16 protein-coding genes and 1 pseudogene are annotated in these 19,914 nt (G+C 71.5%); 9 read left to right on the top strand and 8 right to left on the bottom strand.

Going from position 1 to position 19,914, the window contains the following annotated elements; translation table 11 throughout:
• Positions 1-79 precede the first annotated feature (79 nt).
• Both recA and recX read left to right on the top strand, forming a co-directional pair.
• Positions 80-1,207: a recombinase RecA gene (gene recA / locus DFP74_RS29345; protein WP_121186709.1), complete on the top strand. Its 1,128-nt coding sequence runs from the start codon at positions 80-82 to the stop codon at positions 1,205-1,207.
• Positions 1,173-1,721 (top strand): annotated as a pseudogene (gene recX, locus DFP74_RS29340) (recombination regulator RecX); the annotation flags it as partial. The gene recA and the pseudogene recX, both read left to right, overlap by 35 nt.
• A gap of 448 nt (positions 1,722-2,169) precedes the next feature.
• Here recX and DFP74_RS29335 read toward each other — a convergent pair.
• Both DFP74_RS29335 and DFP74_RS29330 read right to left on the bottom strand, forming a co-directional pair.
• Positions 2,170-3,282, bottom strand: a complete 1,113-nt coding sequence (locus DFP74_RS29335) for an ABC transporter substrate-binding protein (RefSeq protein ID WP_121186707.1) — start codon at positions 3,280-3,282, stop codon at positions 2,170-2,172.
• Between the two features lie 94 nt (positions 3,283-3,376).
• Positions 3,377-5,485 carry a prolyl oligopeptidase family serine peptidase gene (locus DFP74_RS29330; protein ID WP_370013529.1) on the bottom strand — a complete coding sequence of 703 codons (2,109 nt, stop codon included), beginning with the start codon at positions 5,483-5,485 and terminating at the stop codon, positions 3,377-3,379.
• Positions 5,486-6,047: 562 nt separating this feature from the next.
• On the opposite strand from DFP74_RS29330, the gene DFP74_RS29325 reads away from it, so the two are divergent.
• The 4 genes from DFP74_RS29325 to miaB all read left to right on the top strand — a co-directional run bounded on the left by DFP74_RS29325 (position 6,048) and on the right by miaB (position 12,389).
• Entirely contained in the window at positions 6,048-7,091 is a 1,044-nt protein-coding gene (locus DFP74_RS29325) for a TAXI family TRAP transporter solute-binding subunit (protein WP_121186705.1), read from the top strand.
• 50 nt (positions 7,092-7,141) lie between these two features.
• Entirely contained in the window at positions 7,142-7,678 is a 537-nt protein-coding gene (locus tag DFP74_RS29320; protein WP_233571210.1) for a DUF1850 domain-containing protein, read from the top strand.
• Between the two features lie 36 nt (positions 7,679-7,714).
• Positions 7,715-10,750: a TRAP transporter permease gene (locus tag DFP74_RS29315; RefSeq protein WP_121186701.1), complete on the top strand. Its 3,036-nt coding sequence runs from the start codon at positions 7,715-7,717 to the stop codon at positions 10,748-10,750.
• A gap of 172 nt (positions 10,751-10,922) precedes the next feature.
• A complete protein-coding gene (gene miaB, locus DFP74_RS29310; protein ID WP_305037072.1) occupies positions 10,923-12,389 on the top strand; it encodes a tRNA (N6-isopentenyl adenosine(37)-C2)-methylthiotransferase MiaB in 1,467 nt (488 codons plus the stop codon).
• 70 nt (positions 12,390-12,459) lie between these two features.
• Here miaB and DFP74_RS29305 read toward each other — a convergent pair whose 3' ends face one another.
• From DFP74_RS29305 to DFP74_RS29295, 3 genes are all read right to left on the bottom strand, one after another.
• Entirely contained in the window at positions 12,460-13,728 is a 1,269-nt protein-coding gene (locus tag DFP74_RS29305) for a cytochrome P450 (RefSeq protein ID WP_121186697.1), read from the bottom strand.
• Positions 13,729-13,739: 11 nt separating this feature from the next.
• Positions 13,740-14,537 carry a TetR/AcrR family transcriptional regulator gene (locus DFP74_RS29300; protein WP_121186695.1) on the bottom strand — a complete coding sequence of 266 codons (798 nt, stop codon included), beginning with the start codon at positions 14,535-14,537 and terminating at the stop codon, positions 13,740-13,742.
• 126 nt (positions 14,538-14,663) lie between these two features.
• Positions 14,664-15,878 (bottom strand): MFS transporter, encoded by a 1,215-nt coding sequence (locus DFP74_RS29295; RefSeq protein ID WP_121186693.1) that lies wholly within the window; start codon positions 15,876-15,878, stop codon positions 14,664-14,666.
• Positions 15,879-15,969: 91 nt separating this feature from the next.
• Between DFP74_RS29295 and DFP74_RS29290 the strand changes: the two genes are divergently transcribed.
• A complete protein-coding gene (locus DFP74_RS29290) occupies positions 15,970-16,548 on the top strand; it encodes a helix-turn-helix domain-containing protein (RefSeq protein WP_121186691.1) in 579 nt (192 codons plus the stop codon).
• 41 nt (positions 16,549-16,589) lie between these two features.
• Here the strand turns inward: DFP74_RS29290 and miaA are convergent, their stop codons facing one another.
• Positions 16,590-17,591: a tRNA (adenosine(37)-N6)-dimethylallyltransferase MiaA gene (gene miaA, locus DFP74_RS29285; protein WP_121186689.1), complete on the bottom strand. Its 1,002-nt coding sequence runs from the start codon at positions 17,589-17,591 to the stop codon at positions 16,590-16,592.
• A 79-nt stretch (positions 17,592-17,670) separates the two neighbouring features.
• Between miaA and dapF the strand changes: the two genes are divergently transcribed.
• On the top strand, positions 17,671-18,495 hold the full coding sequence (gene dapF / locus DFP74_RS29280; protein ID WP_121186687.1) for a diaminopimelate epimerase: 825 nt from the start codon (positions 17,671-17,673) through the stop codon (positions 18,493-18,495).
• Positions 18,496-18,613: 118 nt separating this feature from the next.
• Here the strand turns inward: dapF and DFP74_RS29275 are convergent, their stop codons facing one another.
• Positions 18,614-18,796: a DUF397 domain-containing protein gene (locus DFP74_RS29275; protein ID WP_370013445.1), complete on the bottom strand. Its 183-nt coding sequence runs from the start codon at positions 18,794-18,796 to the stop codon at positions 18,614-18,616.
• Positions 18,796-19,401 (bottom strand): DUF5753 domain-containing protein, encoded by a 606-nt coding sequence (locus tag DFP74_RS29270; RefSeq protein ID WP_233571209.1) that lies wholly within the window; start codon positions 19,399-19,401, stop codon positions 18,796-18,798. Before DFP74_RS29270 ends, DFP74_RS29275 begins: the two co-directional genes overlap by 1 nt.
• Before the next feature lie 64 nt (positions 19,402-19,465).
• On the opposite strand from DFP74_RS29270, the gene DFP74_RS33675 reads away from it, so the two are divergent.
• On the top strand, positions 19,466-19,633 hold the full coding sequence (locus DFP74_RS33675; RefSeq protein ID WP_158613075.1) for a hypothetical protein: 168 nt from the start codon (positions 19,466-19,468) through the stop codon (positions 19,631-19,633).
• Positions 19,634-19,914: the final 281 nt, after the last annotated feature.

Here is a 19,914-nt window from a genome sequence, read left to right as displayed (position 1 = left end):
GTCGCTTTTGTCGTAGCGACGGCGTAGCGTCGTGCGCATCATGAAGAAGAAGGCATCCACCCAACAACAGGGGTACCCCGTGGCATCTGGTGACCGAGACAAGGCTCTCGAAACAGCTCTCGCGCAGATCGAGCGGCAGTTCGGCAAGGGTTCCATCATGCGGCTGGGCGACGACGAGCGCCCGCCCATCGAGTCGATCCCCACCGGCGCGATCGCGCTGGACGTCGCGCTCGGTATCGGCGGTATCCCGCGCGGCCGCATCATCGAGATCTACGGACCGGAGTCCTCCGGTAAGACGACCGTCGCGCTGCACGCCGTGGCCAGCGCCCAGAAGCTGGGCGGCATCGCCGCGTTCGTGGACGCCGAGCACGCGCTCGACCCCGAGTACGCCAAGAAGATCGGCGTCGACACCGACAACCTCCTGCTCTCACAGCCGGACACCGGTGAGCAGGCGCTGGAGATCGTCGACATGCTCGTCCGCTCCGGCGCGGTCTCCATCATCGTCATCGACTCCGTGGCGGCCCTGGTGCCGCGTGCGGAGATCGAGGGCGAGATGGGCGACAGCCACGTCGGCCTGCAGGCCCGCCTGATGTCCCAGGCGCTGCGCAAGATCGCCGGCGTCCTGCACCAGACCGGCACCACGGCGATCTTCATCAACCAGCTGCGCGAGAAGATCGGCGTCATGTTCGGCTCGCCCGAGACGACGACCGGCGGCAAGGCGCTGAAGTTCTACGCCTCGGTGCGCCTGGACGTGCGCCGGATCGAGACGCTCAAGGACGGTACCGACGCGGTCGGCAACCGTACCCGCGTCAAGGTCGTCAAGAACAAGGTGGCCCCGCCCTTCAAGCAGGCCGAGTTCGACATCCTGTACGGCGTGGGCGTCTCCCGCGAGGGCAGCCTGATCGACCTGGGCGTGGAGCACGGCATCGTTCGCAAGTCCGGCGCCTGGTACACCTACGAGGGCTCGCAGCTGGGACAGGGCAAGGAGAACTCGCGCAACTTCATGCGCGAGAACGTCGACGTGGCCAATGAGATCGAGAAGAAGATCAAGGAGAAGCTGGGCATCGGGGCCAGCGACGACAGCGCCTCCGGCCCCGACACGTCGGCCAAGCCCGCGGTCGACACGGCGGCCAAGGAGGCCGCGAAGACGACCGCCAAGCGCACGACGGCGGCCAAGACGACCAAGGCACCCACGCCGGATGCGTGAGGCGGGGGAGCACGCGGAGGATCCCGAGGCCAAGGCGAAAGCCCTGTGCCTGCGGATGCTCACGCATTCCCCGCGCACCCGAGCCCAGTTGGAACAGGCCCTGCACCGCCGCGAGTTCTCGGACGAGGTCGTGCGGTCGGTGCTGGGCTCGTTCGACGAGGTGGGCCTGATCGATGACGAGGCCTTCGCTCAGGCATGGGTGACCTCCCGGCACCACGGCCGGCGGTTGTCCCGCACCGCGCTGGCCCGTGAGCTGCGCACCCGGGGGGTCGAGGAGGACACCGTGCGCGAGGCCGTCTCCCAGCTGACGGACGAGGACGAGACCGTGGCCGCGCGCGAGCTGGCCCGGCGCCGCCTCGCCACGACCAGGGGCAAGGACAAGGAGGTCCGGATCCGGCGCGCCCTGGGCGTGCTCGCCCGGAAGGGGTACTCCGCCGGCCTGGCCTACCGGGTGATCCGGGAGGAACTCGAGCGCGAGGGCGTCGAGGCGGAGCTGCACGACCCGGACCTGTAGGTTCTGTTCTTCGCGGTGTCCGGGTCCCGCCGCCATGTCGCACAGCGACATGCGGTGATCGGCCCGGAGACCGCTCGCCAGACCGCGCCCACCTGAAAGCAGGCGCACTCCCTCGGAGCGGTGACCTGAGGGGCGCGGGGCCGAGTACCGGGGTCACCTGCACGTGGGAGAGGGCACCGGGGGAGTCGACGGAGTTCCGGGGGTCCTGGCGGCGCTGGGGACCTCGGAGACCCGGGGGTCTCGGTGGCCTTGGCTCCTGATGCCGTCCTGGAGGTCCTGTCGTCCCTGGAGGCCCTGGTGGCTCCGGTGAGGCTGGAGACTCGGGCGGCCTGGCCGGCCATGGCTCCCGCGGCTGTTCCGGTGATGCTGGGATGTGCGTGGTCTCGGTGGCCTCGGCCCCTGATACTGGCCCGGAAGCCGTGGCGGCTCCGGTGGTGGTGAAGCGCGCTCAGCCGGTGTGGAGGACGCGCAGGCGATCGGGTTCCGCCGGATCACGGTCGACGACCTGTATCGGCGCCCAGGCCCACTGCCACATGTTGATGCCCGGAGTGCGAGAGAACCGGATCGGTCCGCGGGTGCCCTCGACCACCACGCGCGGCCAGGCCGAGGCGACGACCCCCCGGTCGCAGCCGTGCGAACGCAGCACCTCGGCGAGGACGGTGATGGTGTCCCACCCCTCGAAGGCGACGAAGGAGGGCGTTTCGCCCAGTCGTTCGCCGAGCTCCTTCCCGACCCGTTCGCCGAGCGGGCCGAGGCGCTCGGGCAGGTAGCGCAGGAACGGGATCCCGGCGCCGTCCGCGCCCAGGGCCTCGCCCCACGCGGCGAACTCAGGTTGTCCGGCTGGAGCACCGATCATCAGGTCCGCCAGCCGCCGGTCGCGCCGGACGGCCCTGACGAGCGGCATCGCCGGTTCCGGGTGGCCGACCAGGAGCAGCAGCGCCGTCGATCCGTGGTCGACGAGCGCGTCGCACATGGCCTCGGGGCTGAGCGCGTGGGCGTCGAGTTCGACGACGCTGCCGCCGCGGGGAGCCAGGTGGTCGCGCAGGACACGGCTCCCGGACGCCCAGTAGGCGCTCGGCTGGGTCGCCACGGCGATCCGGGTCCGACCCGCGCCGAGGAGGAAGTCCGCGTAGATCCGCCATCCGTGGGACTGCGCCGGAGGCAGGCGCGCCACCCATCTCGTCGGTTCGTCGGTGAGTGCGTCGAGCACCGCGGACGAGCAGAGGAACGGGACACCGAGGGCGTCGGCCCTGGCGGCGGCGGCGCGGGCGACCACGCTGTGGTACTCGCCCACCACGGCCGCCACACCCAGACCGGCCAGTGCGTCCACGGCCGCCGCGGCCCGCTCCGGATCGGCCGCGGTGTCCCGGACCACGAGCTCCAGGGGCCTGCCCCCGATCCCTCCGGCGCCGTTGACCTCGTGCACGGCCAGGTCGAGTCCCGCGACCAGGTGCCGGCCCGCCTCGACCCAGCCGGGCCGGCTCAACGGGGCGAGGGCACCCAGAAGGATGGCGGGCCCGTCCGTGCGCTCGGTGCGGGGGGTGGGGGATGGCGTGTTCATCGGCTGGCTGTCTTTCCCGGGACGGTGCGGGTGCGGTCCGCGGGTCCTTTCGTCTGGGGCGGGCGGGGCGGGGGCGTTCGGCGTCGGCGGACGGTCAGCCGCTCTGGTGCTCGCGCTCCAGGGCCTCCTCGGTGCCCGCCGACCCGTTCGCGCTGAGGGATCCGGCCTGCGTCGGCGCCGCGTCGGGTCCCGGCTCCGGCTCGGCCGCGCGCGGACGCTCCGGTGGCGCGGTGGACAGCGTGAGGGGTCGCACGCCGAGGCCGAAGTCGGTGTCGAAGACGCGTGCGTAGAAGGCCAGTTCGGTCTCCAGCGCCCGGATGCGGGCCTCGGCCGAGCGGAAGCCGTGCCCCTCGCCCTCGAACTCCACCAGGGCGTGCGGCACACCGCGCTCGCCCAGCGCCGCGGCCATCGTGCGCGCCTGGTCCGGGGTGACCACCGGGTCCGCCGTGCCCTGGAGCAGGAGCACAGGGACGTCGATCTCGTCGATCCGGTTGATGGGCGAGCGCTCCCGGTAGCGTTCGGTGAAGCCGGGCAGGGTGCCGACGAGCGAGTCCAGGAAGCGGGACTCGAAGTCGTGGGTGCTCTCGGCCAGGCCGAGCAGATCGGCGACTCCGTAGTAGGACACCCCGCACGCGAACGTGTCCGCGGTCAGGGCCATCAGGGCCGTGAGGCCGCCTGCGGAGGGACCGCGGACGGCCAGGCGGTCGGGGTCGGCCAGGCCCTGGTCCACGAGGGAGCGTGCGACGCCGATCGCGTCCTCCACGTCCACCACCCCCCACTCCTTGTGGATCCGCTTGCGGTAGGAGCGGCCGTAGCCGGTGGACCCGCCGTAGTTGACGTCGGCCACACCGATGCCGCGGCTCGTGAAGTACGCCTTGACCAGGTCGTACTCCTTGGTGCTGTGCGAGACCGGTCCGCCGTGCGCGTGGATGACGAACGGCGCCGGACCCGAGCCCTCGGGCGGGTACACGTTGACGTGGACCGGGGCGCCGTACCGGCCGGGCAGAGTCTGCGCCTGGGGGACGGGGATCCTGAAGGGCGCGGCGTCGTCGGCCGTGCCCGCGTCACCGCCTGCCCCGGGCAGGTCGCTGGTGCGCAGGACCTCGATGCTCCCCGTGGCCGGGTCCAAGCGGACCAGGCACGGCGGCGTGGTGGGCGAGGCGGCGATGGCCACGACGGACTCCCCGTCGGAGTCCAGCTGGGACCAGGAGGTGAGGTCGGTCGCGATCGGGGTGAGGTCGAGGGTCTCGGGGTCGTAGAGGCTCGGGGTCATGTCGGCGAGCCCGTGGAGTGCGACCACCAGGCCCGAGGAGAGCACCTGGAACGAGCGGTGCCCCAGGCGCCACGGCGGGGCGTGGAACTCCTCCTCGGCCGGGTACAGCGCGATCGCCTGGCCCTTGAGGCCCGCCTGGTAGAGGTTCCACCACCCGGGCCAGTCCGAGGCGAGGTAGAGCGTGGAGTCGTTCACCCACAGGGGGGACAGGACCGACTCGTCCACGCCGCCCTTGAGCGTGTACTCCGTGCCCTGGCTCGGGGCCACCCGGAGTTCGGTGCCGTCCCACGGCATGCGCGGGTGGTTCCAGCGGACGTAGGCCAGGTGGCCGCCGTCCGGGGACTCGGTGGGGGAGGCGTAGAAGTCCGCGCCCGAGGCCAGCTCGCGGATGACGGACGGATCCTGGGCCCCGCGTCCGGACAGGGGCACGGCGACGATGGAGCGGCGGATGTCGCCCCCGCGGCCGCTGCGGCCCCGGTGCGGGGCGTCCGGGACCGGAGCCGTGGCCGCGCCGTCGGTCCCGGCCGGCTCGACCGCGACCGGCTCGGTCCCGCCCACCGGGCCCACCGTGTCCGCAGGGCCCACCGTGTCCGCAGGGCCCACCGTGTCCACCGGGCTCACCGCGCCGGCCGCGGCGACCGTGTCGGCGGCCTCGACCGCCGTGCCGTGGTCCCCCGCGGTCTGCTCGTCCCCGGCCGGCGCGCCGACCGGCGCCTGCGCGCCCGGCCCGCCGTCCGTCCCCGAGGCCCGCGCGCGGCCGTGTTCCTCGCGCACGCACAGCACCGAGCGCCCGTCGGAGCTGAGCGAGAAGTCCGCGTAGCGCAGGCCGGCCTCGGTGTGCGGCTCCGGGGTCAGGGGGACCGGTTCCCCGGCGTCGCGCTCCCACAGGTACAGGCGCTGGTCCTCGGCGTGGGCGAAGACCACGCCCATCCGCGGAATGGCCTTGTCGTCGCGCCGGGGCACGGGAAGGAACGAACGGCCCCCGTACTCGTGCACGCGATTGCCGACACCCCAGGGGGCGGGGAGGAGTTCGCGCACGGTGCCGTCGGCGTCGCGCCGCATGAGGGTGACCCGGCGCTCGTCGGGGCGTTCCTCCTCCCACCAGACCTCGTCGCCCACGACGGAGGGGAACGCCATCCGGCGCACTCCTCGGGCGACGTCACCGGCGGTGATGGGCTGGGGGTTCGACAGTTCAGACATGTCCCGCTCAGGAATGGGTCTAGATCAGATGACATGTCGACCTTAGTCGTGAAGTGTCGCCTGTGGGAGACCCGCCTCGCCGAGTCCCACGGCATTGCCGCACATGACGGCCCGAAGGCACGATCATGCACTGGGTATCGTTTTCCATTCGTGATTGCAGTGACACAGCGGGGGAGTTCCCACCGTTCTATGCTTTCGCGGATATCACCGGTGACGCATGGTCGACGGGGGCGGTGGACGAGAGCCGCCATTGAGACCGTGGTCGCCGAACTGCTAGAGGAGGATGCCAGCGATGAGCAAGGGACGCAGGACCATGCGGGCCTCCGCGGCTGTCGCCGCGGCCGCCGTGGTCGCCCTGTCGGCGTGCGCCGCCCCGGAGGACGTGGAGGGGCCGGGTGAGGCCGAAGGGGACGGGGAGACCTTCCTCCAGCTTGCGACCGGATCCACCGGCGGTACGTACTACCCGCTCGGTGGCGAGATCGCGCAGCTGTGGAGCAGCAACATCGACGGCCTCCAGGTCGACACCTTCGCCACCGGCGCCTCGGTGCAGAACATGCGCGCGCTCGAGGGCGAGACCGAGGACGAGGAAGCCGGCGCGATCGACCAGAGCGAGCTGGTCATGGCGATCAACGGCGTGGCGATGCAGGCCCAGGAGAGCACCGGCCCCTTCGAGGAGGAGCCGCTGGCCAGCCCGGACGACATCCTCGCCCTCGGCAACATCTACCCCGAGGTCATGCAGGTCGTGGTCAAGGCCGACTCCGACATCGAGTCGATCGCCGACCTGGAGGGCGCCAACGTCGAGATCGGCCCGCCCGGCAGCGGTACCGAGGTCGCGGCGCGCCAGATCCTGGAGGCCTACGGCCTGGACCCGGACGAGGACATCAACGCCTCCGACAGCACCTTCGGCGACGCAGCCACGGCCCTGGGCGACGACCAGGTCGACGCCGCGTTCGGCATCCTGTCGGTGCCCGCCGCCGGCATCGTCGAGATCGGTGCGAGCAACGAGGTCCGGCTGCTGCCGATCGACGGCGAGGAGGCCGAGAGCCTCTTCGAGCTCGACCCGAGCTACAGCTCGCTCACCATCCCCGGCGGCACGTACAACGGCCAGGACGAGGACGTCGACACGCTGACCCAGTGGGCGGCGCTCTACGGCACGTCCGGGCTCGACGACGACATGGCCTACGACCTGGTCCGCGTCATGTACGAGAACGCCGGTGACATCGGCCACGACGTCGGCGGCCAGGTCCAGCTGGAGACCGCTCTCGACGGCCTGGGCACGATGGAGCTGCACCCGGGCGCCGAGCGCTACTACCAGGAGCAGGGCGTCCTCGACTGATGTCCGATCCGCTCAGGGCCGCTCGGTGGACGCCGGGCGGCCCTGCGCTTGTGAGGTCGGCGATCGGCCGGTTCGCGGGCGCGGCGGCCGCCGCCCTGGTGGTCCTGGTGGCGGCGACCGGTGCGGCCGACACGGGCACCGCGTGGTTCGCGGTGCGGGCGCTGTCCGATCCGGCGGCCGGGGCCGCGCCGCCCCTGGTGCAGGTGCCGATGGCCGTCGGGGACCGGATCGAGCTCACCCACACGCACTCGGTGCACCGTAGACCGGTGCATGAGGTGTACTCGGTCTTGGCCGACGCGGGACTGGCGATGGAGGAGATGCGCTTCGACGCGCACGGAGCCAACCTCCCCTCCGGACCCGAGACCATCGACGGCGTGACCACCACGTTCGTCCGTGACGGATCCGGCTACGTGGTCGACCACCAGGGCCGCCCGCTCGGGACCGTGCGCATGGTGGTCGGGACCGCCGACGTCGACCACAGATTGGCCGCAGGTGGCCGCCGGATCCGGCTCCTGGATCTGGTTGGACCGGGCGCGGGAGTGGAACTGTACGTGCAAACGCATCGGGTGGCCCCACCCGGTGAGTGATGGGGGAATCCCCCGCCCATGAGAAGGACGAGGTTGATGACGACCGACCCCAAAGCCGCCGGCGACCCCGGTGGCGACCCCACCGGCGGGGGCGACACGATCGCCGGTGCGTCCTCCACCGAGGACCTCGCCGGTATCCAGAAGGACCTCGAGGCGCTGGAGGCGCACGACTACACCGAGGACACGGGGATCGAGGGGACCCGCAGCCAACTCCAGACCATCTGGCGCTGGAGCGTGTTCTTCGTCGCCCTGGCCCTGGCGATGTTCCACCTGTGGACCGCCTTCACCCAGACGCTGCCCCCTCTGCAGCAGCGCTCCTTCCACCTGGCCCTCGGCCTCGGCCTGGTCTTCCTGCTCTACCCCACCAAACCGCGCGGAACGGGCTCCCACGGCCCCTTCTACGGCATCAGCATGGCCTTCAGCGGCCTCCTGGTGGGCTACCTCGCGGTCGGCACCCTGTCCGGCTCCAACACGAGCATGTACCTGTACCTGCCGCAGGCGGTGTTCGGCGGGCTGGCGCTCGTCCTCCTCGGTGCCGCGGGCTGGTACCTGTGGCGTACGCGCGCGTCGGAGGCGGCCACACGCCCCCAGGCCGCGGCCGGCTGGACGCTTCTCATCGGCGCCGCGCTGATCTCCCTCGACCTGGTCACCAGTGACGCGGCCGGCGGGTTCTTCTTCCTCCCCATCCTGGGCCTGGTCCTGGTCGTGGTCGCCCTCGCCCTGGCCGTCGCCCTCCTGCGCCATCCGTCGGTGTTCCCGGACTGGCTGTGGCCGGCCGTCACGCGGTGGGGCCTGACCGCCACCGGCGCGGCGGCCCTGGCCTACATGTCCCTGTCCGGGATCGCCGGATGGAACGTGGTCGGTCCGGCGCTGGCGATCCTGGTGATCGTGCAGCTGGCCCGCTACACGCACGTGACGATCATGGGCATGCCCGTGTTCGACGTGGTGCTGGCGGGACTGGGCCTGTTCGCCGGGCTGTACATGTTCGTCAACTACCGCGCCATCGTCACCACGGTCGGCATCCTCAACCCGACCTACGTCATGGTCGGCACGATCGGCATCCTGCTGATCCTCGTGGCGGCCGGCCGGGTGCTCGGCCCCGCCCTGGTCGTGCTGGCGTCGGCGCTGATCGCCTTCGCCTACTTCGGCCAGTCCATGCCGGGCTTCCTGCGCCACCGCGGGTCCAGCGTCGACCAGATCGTCACGAACCTGTACGTGAGCACGGAGGGCGTCTTCGGGACCCCGCTGGGGATCTCGGCCACGTTCATCTTCCTGTTCATGATCTTCGCCGCGATGCTGCAGCGGACCGGCATGGAGCGGTTCTTCACCGACCTGGCGCTGGGCGCCACCGGCCACTCGACGGGCGGTACGGCCAAGGTCGGCATCGTCACGAGCGCCTTCTCGGGCACGATCACCGGCAGCTCGGTGGCCAACACCGTCTCCAACGGCGCCTTCACCATCCCGATGATGAAGAAGTCCGGCTACAAGCCCGAGTACGCGGGGGCGGTCGAGGCCGCCTCCTCCACCGGCGGCCAGATCATGCCGCCGATCATGGGCGCGGGCGCCTTCATCATGATCGAGTTCACCGGGGCCAGCTACCAGCAGATCCTCACGGCCGCGGCGATCCCGGCGGTGATGTTCTTCGTCTCCCAGTACGTGGTCGTGCACTACGACGCCAAGCGCATGGGGATCGGCGGCCTGCCCCGGGAGATGCTGCCCAACCTGCGCGTGCTCATGCTCACCCGCGGGTACCTGCTCGCGCCGGTCATCGCGATCTTCGCCCTGCTGTCCATGGGCTACTCGCCGATGTTCTCGGCGATGGGCGCCGTCGTGGCGACCGTCGCCATGAACCTGCTCATCCAGTTCATCACGCTGCCCTGGACGCGCGTGGACGGCCGCCTGCGCCCCCAGGCCCCGCGCGTGGCCGCGGCGAACGCCCTGCGCCTGTCCCTGCCGATCATCATTGCCGCGGCGGCCGCGGGGTTGGTGGTCGTGGGCGTGGAGACCCTGCTGACCGGGATGAACCGCGGCATGCAGGCGATGGTCATCTCCCTGCTGCTGGCCGCGATCGGTATGGTCGCCATGGCCCTGTTCACGTCCTGGAAGGACTCCGAGGAGGACAAGCTCAACCTGCACGGGTTCCTGGACGGCCTCGTGGGCGCCTCGCGCCTGGCGATCCCGATCATCGTCGCGTGCGCGTCCGCGGGCATCATCGCGGGCGTCATCACCACCACGGACCTGGGACTCAAGCTCAGCCGCGGCCTCCTGGGCCTGGCCGAGGGGATCAGTTCCGCCTTCGCCTCGCTGCTGACGTCGGTGGCGACCTCGCCGGTGCTGGCGTGGACCGGGGCGGGCGCGGACTTCGGGACCGAGGCGGTCTCGACCATGCGGGTCGACCTGTTCCTCGTCCTGGTGATGTCGATGATCGCCTGCCTGGTCCTGGGCATCGGCCTGCCCACGACCGCGAACTACGTCATCACGGCCACCCTGGCCGCGCCGGCGATCGTGGCCGTGCTCCAGGGCGAGTTCGAGACCCGCACGCTCGCGATGCTGCTGATGGCGCACCTGTTCGTGTACTACTTCGGCGTCCTGGCCGACATCACCCCGCCGGTCTGCCTGGCCGCCTACGCGGCCTCGGGCATCTCCGGCGGCGACCCGATCCGCACCGGCTTCTACGCGGTGCGGATCGCGATCGCGGCCTTCGTCATGCCGTACATGTTCGTGTTCTCGCCGGAGCTGCTGCTCCAGGACGTGACGTGGGTGTCCGGCACGGTGGCCGCGGTGACCGGCATCGTGGGCGCGGCGATGGTGGCCCTGGGACTCGTGGGCTATCTGGACCGGCCGATGGCCTGGTACCAGCGTCTGGCGGTCATCGTGGGCGGTCTGATGCTGGTCTCCGCGAGCTGGACGACCAACGTGATCGGCCTCGCGCTGATCGTGGCGGTCATCGGCTACGAAAAGGTGCGGACCAGCCGCCGCGGCGGTCCTGAGCCGGTCACCGGCCCCGCCGGATCCGCCGACGGCGCCGAGGCGGGCTCCGCCGCCGAATCCGGAGAGGGCGCCAAGGACTGATCGGCTCGCCCCGCTCCTCCTTCCGTGCCCCCGGCCGCTGCGGCCGGGGGCACGGCTGCTGTGACCGGTACGGACCTTCCGGGTGGAAATGTCCGGGTCGCCGATATCCGACTACAGAATCAGTAACGGCAGCGGATAGCCTGGAGCGGTGAGCCAGAGTCGTACCTACCAAGTGCGGACCTACGGCTGCCAGATGAACGTCCACGACTCCGAGCGCCTCTCCGGCCTGCTGGAGGACGCTGGGTACGCGCGAGCAGCCGAGGACACCGCAGCAGACATCGTCGTCTTCAACACCTGTGCGGTTCGCGAGAACGCCGACAACCGCCTCTACGGCAACCTCGGGCACCTGCGTCCGGTCAAGGACGCCAACCCCGGGATGCAGATCGCCGTGGGCGGCTGCCTCGCCCAGAAGGACCGCGGCGAGATCGTCCGCCGCGCCCCCTGGGTCGACGTCGTGTTCGGCACCCACAACATCGGCTCCCTGCCGACCCTGCTGGAACGCGCCCGCGTCCAGCGCGAGGCCCAGGTGGAGATCGCCGAGTCGCTGGAGCACTTCCCGTCCACGCTGCCCAGCCGCCGTGAGTCCGCCTACGCCGCGTGGGTGTCGATCTCGGTGGGCTGCAACAACACGTGCACCTTCTGCATCGTGCCCGCGCTGCGCGGCAAGGAGCAGGACCGCCGCCCCGGCGACGTGCTCGCCGAGGCGCGGGCGCTCGTGGACGAGGGCGTCAGCGAGATCACCCTGCTCGGGCAGAACGTCAACGCCTACGGCAGCGGGTTCGGCGACCGCCAGGCCTTCTCCAAGCTCCTGCGCGCCTGCGGCGAGATCGAGGGTCTGGAGCGGGTCCGCTTCACCTCCCCGCACCCGCGCGACTTCACCGACGACGTCATCGAGGCGATGGCCCAGACCCCCAACGTGATGCCGCAGCTGCACATGCCGCTGCAGTCGGGGTCCAGCAAGGTCCTCAAGGACATGCGCCGCTCCTACCGCCAGGAGCGCTTCCTGGGGATCGTGGACAAGGTCCGCGCGGCCATGCCGGACGCCGCCATCACCACCGACATCATCGTGGGCTTCCCCGGCGAGACCGAGGAGGACTTCGCCGAGACGCTGCACGTGGTGCGCGAGGCGCGGTTCGCCATGGCGTTCACCTTCCAGTACTCCAAGCGTCCCGGCACCCCGGCCGCCACCATGGACGACCAGGTGCCGCCGGAGGTCGTCAAGGACCGCTACCAGCGCCTCGTCGACCTCCAGGACCAGATCTCCTGGGAGGAGAACCAGAAGCTGGTCGGGCGCGAGGTCGAGCTGCTGGTCGCCGAGGGCGAGGGCAAGAAGGACGGCGAGCACCACCGCCTCTCGGGCCGCGCCCCCGACAACCGCCTGGTGCACTTCGCGGTGGGCGACGGCGAGCGGCCGCGCCCGGGCGACACGGTCACGGTCGGCGTCACCTACGCCGCACCGCACCACCTGGTGGCCGACTCCGGTATCCGTGAGCTGCGGCGCACCAGGGCCGGTGACGCGTGGGCGGCCCGCAACGGCGCGCCCGTGCGGGCCGACAAGCCCGAGGTCCTGCTGGGCATGCCCAAGGTCGGCGTGCCGGCCGAGCAGCCCGCCGCCGTCGGCGGGTGCTGCGACGCCTGACGGCTTCACGGACGATGACGAGGAGGCCTCCGGCATGGTGCCGGAGGCCTCTGCCGTGCCGCCGCTGCGGTCAGAGCCGCACGTGCAGGTCCTTGAACCGCCGGTTGCCCGGCTTGGGAACGAACTCGGGCTCACGTCCGGGCACCAGGGCCAGGTCCGGGTAGGCGGCGGTGAGGGCCTGGAAGGCCACCTGGGCCTCCTGCCTCGCCAGGGCCGCGCCCAGGCAGTAGTGCAGGCCGTGGCCGAACCCGACGTGCGCCTCACCGGGCTTGCCGTGGTGGCGGGTGATGTCGAACCGATCGGGTTCGGGGTACACGTCGGGATCCCGGTTGGCCGCCCCGAGCACGGCCACCACCGGCTCGCCCCGGGACACGCGTCCGCCCCTGAGCTCGACGTCCTCGGAGGCGTAGCGCAGCTGCGTCACGAGGGCGATGCCGCACCAGCGGAGCATCTCGTGGACGGCCGACGGCAGCAGCCCCGGGTCGGCCCGCAGCGCGTCCCACTGGTCGCGGTGGGTCAGCAGGGCGTGGGTGCCGTTCGCGAGGAGGTTGGCCGTGGTCTCGTGCCCGGCGATGACGAGCGTGAAGACCATGGTGATCAGCTCCGGCTCGCTGAGCCGTCCGCCGTCCTCGTCCCGTGCCGAGATCAGGGCGTCGAGCAGGTCGTCGTGCGGTGCCGCCCGGCGCTGGGCGATCATCGCCTTGATGTGGTCGATCATCTCGCCGAGCGTGGCGTTCATCCGCTCGGGGGCGGTGGGGTCGAACTCCGCGAGGGCCCGGCTCCACTCCCGCCACAGGGGCCGGTCCCGTTCCGGGACGCCGACCATGTCGCAGATCACCGTGATCGGCAGCGGGTAGGCGAAGTGCTCCAGGAGGTCGACGACGCCGTCCTCGGCGTGGTCGGGCAGGCGGGACAGGAGGTCGTCCGTGATGCGCTGGACGCTGGGGCGCAGCTCGTTGACGCGGCGCACGGTGAAGGCCCGGGAGACCAGTTTGCGCAGCCGTGTGTGGTCGGAGCCGTCCTTGCCGAGGATGCTCTCGGTCATGTAGACGACCAGCTCCGGCGCCAGCCCCAGGCTCTCGAACATCTGGGCGGTGCTCTTGGCCGAGGTTCCGCCGACGGCGTTGGCGGGGTCGACCACGAAGCGCCGGTCGCTCAGGATCGTGCGGGTGTCCTCGTCGGAAGCGAACAGGGTGACGTCGAGACCGCCGACGAACCTGCCCGGAGCCGTCCCGCCGACCGCCCGGACCCGCCTGATCAGGGCGTCGGGGTCGGATGCCAGTTCGGGATCCTGCAGGTCGATGGTCTGGTCGGATGCGGATGGTGTCGTGGCCGTCATCGGCCCCTCCGTCAGGTGTCGCGTGTGGACTGCGTGTAGCGGTCGACCTCCGCCCGGGCCCGGCGGGCCAGCTCCTCGTACAGAGCGGCCACTTCGGGCCAGGCGGCGGTGAGCGCGTCGGTCGTTCCTTCCTCGCCCAGAGCCGCCCGGACCGTGTCGGCCAGGATGTCGGCACGGTGCTCGGGGGTCTCCGGCGGGGCGAGCCCGGGCTGCACGGTCACGAACGACTCGGCGAACAGGTGGCCGGTCATGATCGACATGAAGGCGTAGACGAGGTCGTCCCGGTGCCGGTCGCTCCGGAGCAGGCCGTGCTCGATGAGCAGGTCGAAGTACGCGTGCGAGGTCGTGATGCGGTCGGCGACCAGCTCGCGGCTGTGCTCGGCGGCTGCGCGTGCGAGGGTCCCGAGGGTCTCGCTCCTGCCGGTCATGATGGCGCTGATGACCGGCGAATCGCCCATGGACAGGTAGACGGAGCGGGCCATCGCGCTCGGCAGGATCCCCTCGGGGCTCCGGCGCATCGTGCTGGCGAGATGGTCGGTCAGCCCCGCCTGGGCCCGGAGCACGACCACCAGGAAGAGCACCTCCTTGGTGGGGAAGTGCAGGTAGACCGTGCCCTTGCCCACGCCGGCCCGTCGGGCGACGTCCTCGATGGTGATCTTGGGATAGCCCCAGGTGACGAGGAGCTCGCCGGCCGCGTCCAGGATGCGTGCGGCCCGCTGCTCCCGCTGGGCGGATCTGGTCATGGACTGTTCGGCCTGGGCCACGGGGTGCTCCTGGGAGACGGGGACATGGTGGGGGCCGGTGTTCACCAGCGTTGAGCGTCGACCATATCCTCACCTCCCCGTCTCGTGACTCCGTGACCAGATTTCAAATCTGGTCACGGAGTCAACGCTAGATCAGGATCGCCCGCGGGGCAAGGGGATTCCGGCGGTACGTCAGGAGCCCCGTCGAGTCCGGTCCAGCAGGATGAGGGGCACCGCGGCCGCGGCGAGGACGGCCCCGATCACGGACACCGAGGTCAGGGCGGCCCCCTGGGTGAGCGCGACCGCCGCGAGGGCGGGTGTGGCGCTGATGCCCAGTTGGAAGGCCGACACCGTGGTGGCGCCGGCGAGGGTCGGCGCGTCGGCCGCGATGGCGAAGACACGGCCGTAGAGGGCCGGGTTCAGCACGAAGGCGGCGAACCCCATCAGCAGGACCGTGGGCAGGACCGCCCAGACCTGCTGGGCCGCGGCGGCCATGACCACCGACAGGACCACGAGCGCCGACACGCCGGTGAGGAGCGTGGCGTGGGGGAACCGGTCGGAGACCCGGCCGCCGACGGACAGGCCGACGACGGCGCCGACCCCGAACAGCGCGAGGACGACCGGGATCCAGACCTGGGGTACGGCGGTGACCTCCGTGAGGATGGCCGCCAGGAAGTTGAACGTGATCATGTACGCCGCGGTGGTCAGGACGGTGATCGCGTAGACGACCCACAGCATGGGCCTGCGCATGGTGGTGAGTTCCCGCGACAGCCGCGGCCCTGTGGCGCCGTTCGCGCCGTGCGGGCGGTCCGCGCCGCTGGCGGCGGCGGGGAGGCCGAGCCGACAGGCGACGATCCCGGCGACCGTCAGGGCCACCACGGCCCAGAAGCCGCCGCGCCAGTCGGTGACGTGGCTGAGCAGCGTCCCCGCGGGGCCGCCCGCGACCATCGCCAGGCCGAGCCCGCTGACCACGACCCCGGAGGCGCGCGCGTTCCGGTCCGGCGTCACCAGGCTGATCGCGGTCACCGACGCGACGGCGAAGAAGCCCGCGTAGGCGACGCCCGACACCAGCCTGGTCAGCAGCAGGACCTCGTAGCCGCCCAGCAGTCCGATGACGATGCCGACGGCGAAGAGCCCCTGGCTCGCCATGAGCGCGGTGCGGCGGGGCCAGCGCAGGCTGAGCACGGCGAACGGCGGCCCGCCGATCACGACGCCCAGCGCGAAAGCGGTGATCAGGAACCCGGCCGAGGAGAGCGTGACGTCCAGGTCGGCGGCCACCTCCGGCAGGACCCCGGCCAGGAGGAACTCCGCGCTCCCCATCGCGAACAGACTGAATCCGAGCAGGTAGACCCCGGCGGGCAACCTGTCGGAGGAACCCTTGGTCGTCGTGTGCGTTGTCGTGTCCATACGGACCACCTCCACCGGGAGGATCGGGCCCGCTTCGCCGTTTCGGCAAAGTTCGTTGCCGAAACCGGGACACGCGGATTCACTGGCCCCCATGGAAGAGCAACCCAGCGTCGACGCCGCCATCGAGCAGATCGCCCCACGCCTGCGCCGCGCCCGCGCGAGGAAGGGCGTCACCCTGGCCGACCTCGCGCGCAGCACCGGAATCTCGACCAGTACGCTGTCGCGGCTGGAATCGGCCCAGCGCAAGCCGAGCCTCGAACTCCTCCTGCCGATCACCGCCGCACTCGGCGTGCCCCTCGACGAGATCGTCGCGGCTCCGCGGATCGTCGACCCTCGCGTGCCGCAGCACCCCACCAGGAAGGACGGCCGGGTGCTCATCCCGCTGTCACGGCAGCAGGGCGAACCGCGCGCGTACAAGCTGACCATCCCCGCGCACGACGAGGAGCCCCATCCGCGGACCCACGCGGGCTACGAATGGCTCTACGTGCTGCGCGGGCGCCTGCGCGTACGGCTGGGCCCACGCGACTTCGTCATGGGTGAGGGGGAGGCGGCCGAGTTCGACTGCGCGATCCCGCACTGGTTCGGGGCCGCCGGACGCGGCGGCGTGGAGGTCCTCAGCCTCTTCGGAAAGCAGGGTGAACGCATCCACCTGCGCACTCCTCGGAGCTGAGGGGAACGCGCCCGGGCGGCGCCACGACGATGCGGGCGCGGCTACCCGTCCGCTCCCCGAAAGCCCGGCATGAGCGTGGCCACGTCCACCAGGGCCTCGTCGGGGGCGTCGGGCGTGCCGGCGAGGGCGGTGTCCACCAGGGCCAGCGCGCGGTCGGTGAGCCCGTCCGCGTCGTAGGGCAGCCAGCGGATCCGCGGGTCGCGGCGGAACCACGACTCCTGCCGGCGGGCGAAGCGGCGCGTGGCCTGGGCGGTCGCCGCCTTCGCGTCCTCCTCGGACAGGGTGCCGTCGAGCTGCTCCAGCGCCTGCGCGTAGCCCAGGGCGCGCGAGGCGGTGCGGCCCTCGCGCAGGCCCTGCTCGTCCAGCCGCCGGACCTCCTCCAGCAGGCCCTGTTCCCACATGCGCTCCACCCGCGTGTCGATCCGCGCGTCCAGCTCCGGGCGCGGAGCGCTCAGCCCGATCTGCAGGCAGGGGTAGTACGAGGTGTGGTCGGGGAGGTTGGCGGTGAAGGGGCGGCCGGTCAGCTCGATGACCTCCAGCGCGCGCACGATCCGGCGGCCGTTGCCCGGCAGGATCGCTCGGGCCGCGGCGGGGTCCGCTTCGGCCAGGCGGGCGTGCAGCACGCCCGGTCCGGCGTCGGCCAGCTCGCCCTCCAGCCTGGCGCGCACGGCGGGGTCGGTGCCGGGGAACTCCAGGTGGTCCAGGACCGCCCGCACGTACAGGCCGGAGCCGCCGACCAGGACGGGGATGACGTCGCGTTCGGCGCACTCCTCCACGCGCTCGCGGGCCATCGCCTGGTAGCTGGCCACGTCGGCGGGTTCGGTGACCTCCCAGACGTCGAGCAGGTGGTGGGGGACACCGCGCCGCTCCCGTTCGGACATCTTGGCGGTGCCGATGTCCATGCCGCGGTAGAGCTGCATGGAGTCCGCGTTGATCACCTCACCACGGCGACCGGTGCGTTCCTCCAGGCGGAGTGCCACGTCGACGGCGAGGTCGGACTTGCCCACAGCGGTCGGGCCCACGACCGCGATCACCTTGATCATCACCCCAGCCTAGTCATGCGATCGCCTGCCAGGGCCCTGATCGCACGACGGGGCGAGGACTCGCCGGGCACGCCCTAGGATGGTCGGCATGCGATTCGCCAAGGGCCACGGAACAGAGAACGACTTCGTGATCCTCCCCGACCCCGACGGGGAGACCGACCTCACGGAGGAGGCCGTCCGCCTGCTGTGCGACCGCCGGGCGGGCCTCGGCGGCGACGGCATCCTGCGAGTCGTGCGCACGCGGGCCCTCGGCGAGGCCCTGGCTCCCTCGGCGCGCACCGCCGAGCGGACCGAGTGGTTCATGGACTACCGCAACGCCGACGGCTCGGTGGCCGAGATGTGCGGCAACGGTGTGCGGGTGTTCGCCCGCTACCTGCTCCACGCGGGCCTGGTCACCGGCGACCGGTTCGAGGTCGGTACCCGCGACGGCGCCAAGGGAGTGTCGGTCGAGGCCGACGGGAACATCACCATAGACATGGGCCGGGTGGAGATGCAGGGCACCTCCTCGGCCAAGCTCGCCCGCCAGGTCGTCCACGGGGCGCAGATCTCCGTCGGCAACCCGCACCTGGCCTGCGAGGTCGAGGGGCCGGTCGCCGACGTGGACCTGTCCCGGCTGCCGGAGCTGGACACCGAGGCCTTCCCCCAGGGCGCCAACGTCGAGGTCTACGCCCAGGTGGCGCCCGGCGTGCTGGAGATGCGCGTCTACGAGCGCGGCTCGGGCGAGACCCGTTCCTGCGGGACGGGCATCGTCGCCGCCGCGTCCGCCGCGACCCCTCCGGGTGAGGGCGCCACGTGGCGCGTGCGCGTACTCGGCGGGGAGTGCACGGTGTACCTGGACGCCGACGGAGCCCGTCTGAGCGGTCCGGCCGTCATCGTCGCCGAGGGCGAGACCTCCCTGGTCTAGGCCGTGTTCTTTGCGGCATTCCGCCCCGAAAGCCCGCAGAAAACACGGCCTCGCGGCCGCGAAGACCGGAGCGCGGACTCCGCCCGTCGCCGAGCGGAGTCCGGTCCGGTCTCCGGGTCTACCGTTCGTGGATCGTTCCCAGGAACGCGGCCCACTCGCCCGCGGGGAGGGAGAGATGCCCGAGCTCGCGGTTGCGGGTGTCGCGCATTGCGACCCGGGAGCGCTCACGGGTGAGCCTGGTCTCGACGCGGTCGCCGCCCTCGCCGTTGCTGTAACCGGACTTCCGCCAGCCTTCGCTCATCATTGGTTGGTGCCTCGAATCTCTTCCATCCGGGACCGTGACGCGGGGACCGGGAGCGCAGCACCTCGCAGTTCTGCGAAGATCCGGTTGTAGCTCGACACGACCTCGGGCTGCTTGAGGGACATACCGGCCTTGTGCCCCTCGACGTAGACGAAGTCGTTGTTGTCGGGGGTGGAGATCAGCTTCAAGGCCCCGCTCAATCCGGCGTGCCCCTCGGTGCGCATCGGAACCACCTGCATCGTGATCCTTGGCCGGTGCGAGAGGTCGATGAGGTGGCTGATCCGGGCGTTCATCTCGTCCGGGTCCTGGAACCTCCGGAGGAGGACGCTCTCGTCCAGCAACATCGTCACCATCGGGGGATGGGGCCGATCCAGGATCTCCCGCCGGTGCATGCGCGTCCTGACCATCTGGTCGATCGCGTCGGGAGGGGCGTGGGGTGAGGCGTTGACGCTGATCGCCCGGGCGTAGCCCTCGACCTGGACCAGCCCCGGCACGAGTCCCAGGGCGAACTGCCGGATCTCGACGGAGGTCTGCTCGGCCTCGGCCGCCTCGCGGAAGTAGCTGATCATCCCGGTCGGAGAGAAGGCGGCGTCCCACGCGTTCACCAGGACGTCGTGAGCGGTAAGCGCCGTGTCGATTCGTACCACGTGGTCACGGCGCGTCCCTTTGATGCCGCGCTCCACATCGCTGACCGTGCTCTGTGCGATGACCGCCGCCCGTGCCGCGGCCGACGTGGTCGGCGTCGCTCTGATCGCGCCGCTCGGACGGCTCGGGCCGGGGGAGTCCGAGGCCGTGCGCGCCGTGCAGGCCCTCCTGCGTCACGCTCTGCACTCCTGACCCCCGGAGTATCCATGGACGGCGCTGTCGCGTGCCCCAGCCCCGAAGGTCACGACTACGTGCCCGACCAACCTCCGGTGCGCCACGCCAGGACCGCCACGGCGACCTGTTCGCGGTGCGGGCACACGATCACCGCCACCCGCCGACCCGCATGACCAGGACGGCTCCCGCGTCCTCTGCACGCTCACATCGAACGCGGCGTCGCAGGCGTCGCGCACGTGCGCGTTGTGGGTGGCGATGACCACGGCGCGGCCCGGGCCAGGGCCACGCGTGTTCCCCGG

The organism is Nocardiopsis sp. Huas11 (assembly GCF_003634495.1).
Lineage (GTDB): Bacteria > Actinomycetota > Actinomycetes > Streptosporangiales > Streptosporangiaceae > Nocardiopsis.
The sequence above is the reverse complement of the archived record's forward strand: the minus strand, read 5'-3'. Positions and strand labels throughout refer to the sequence as shown.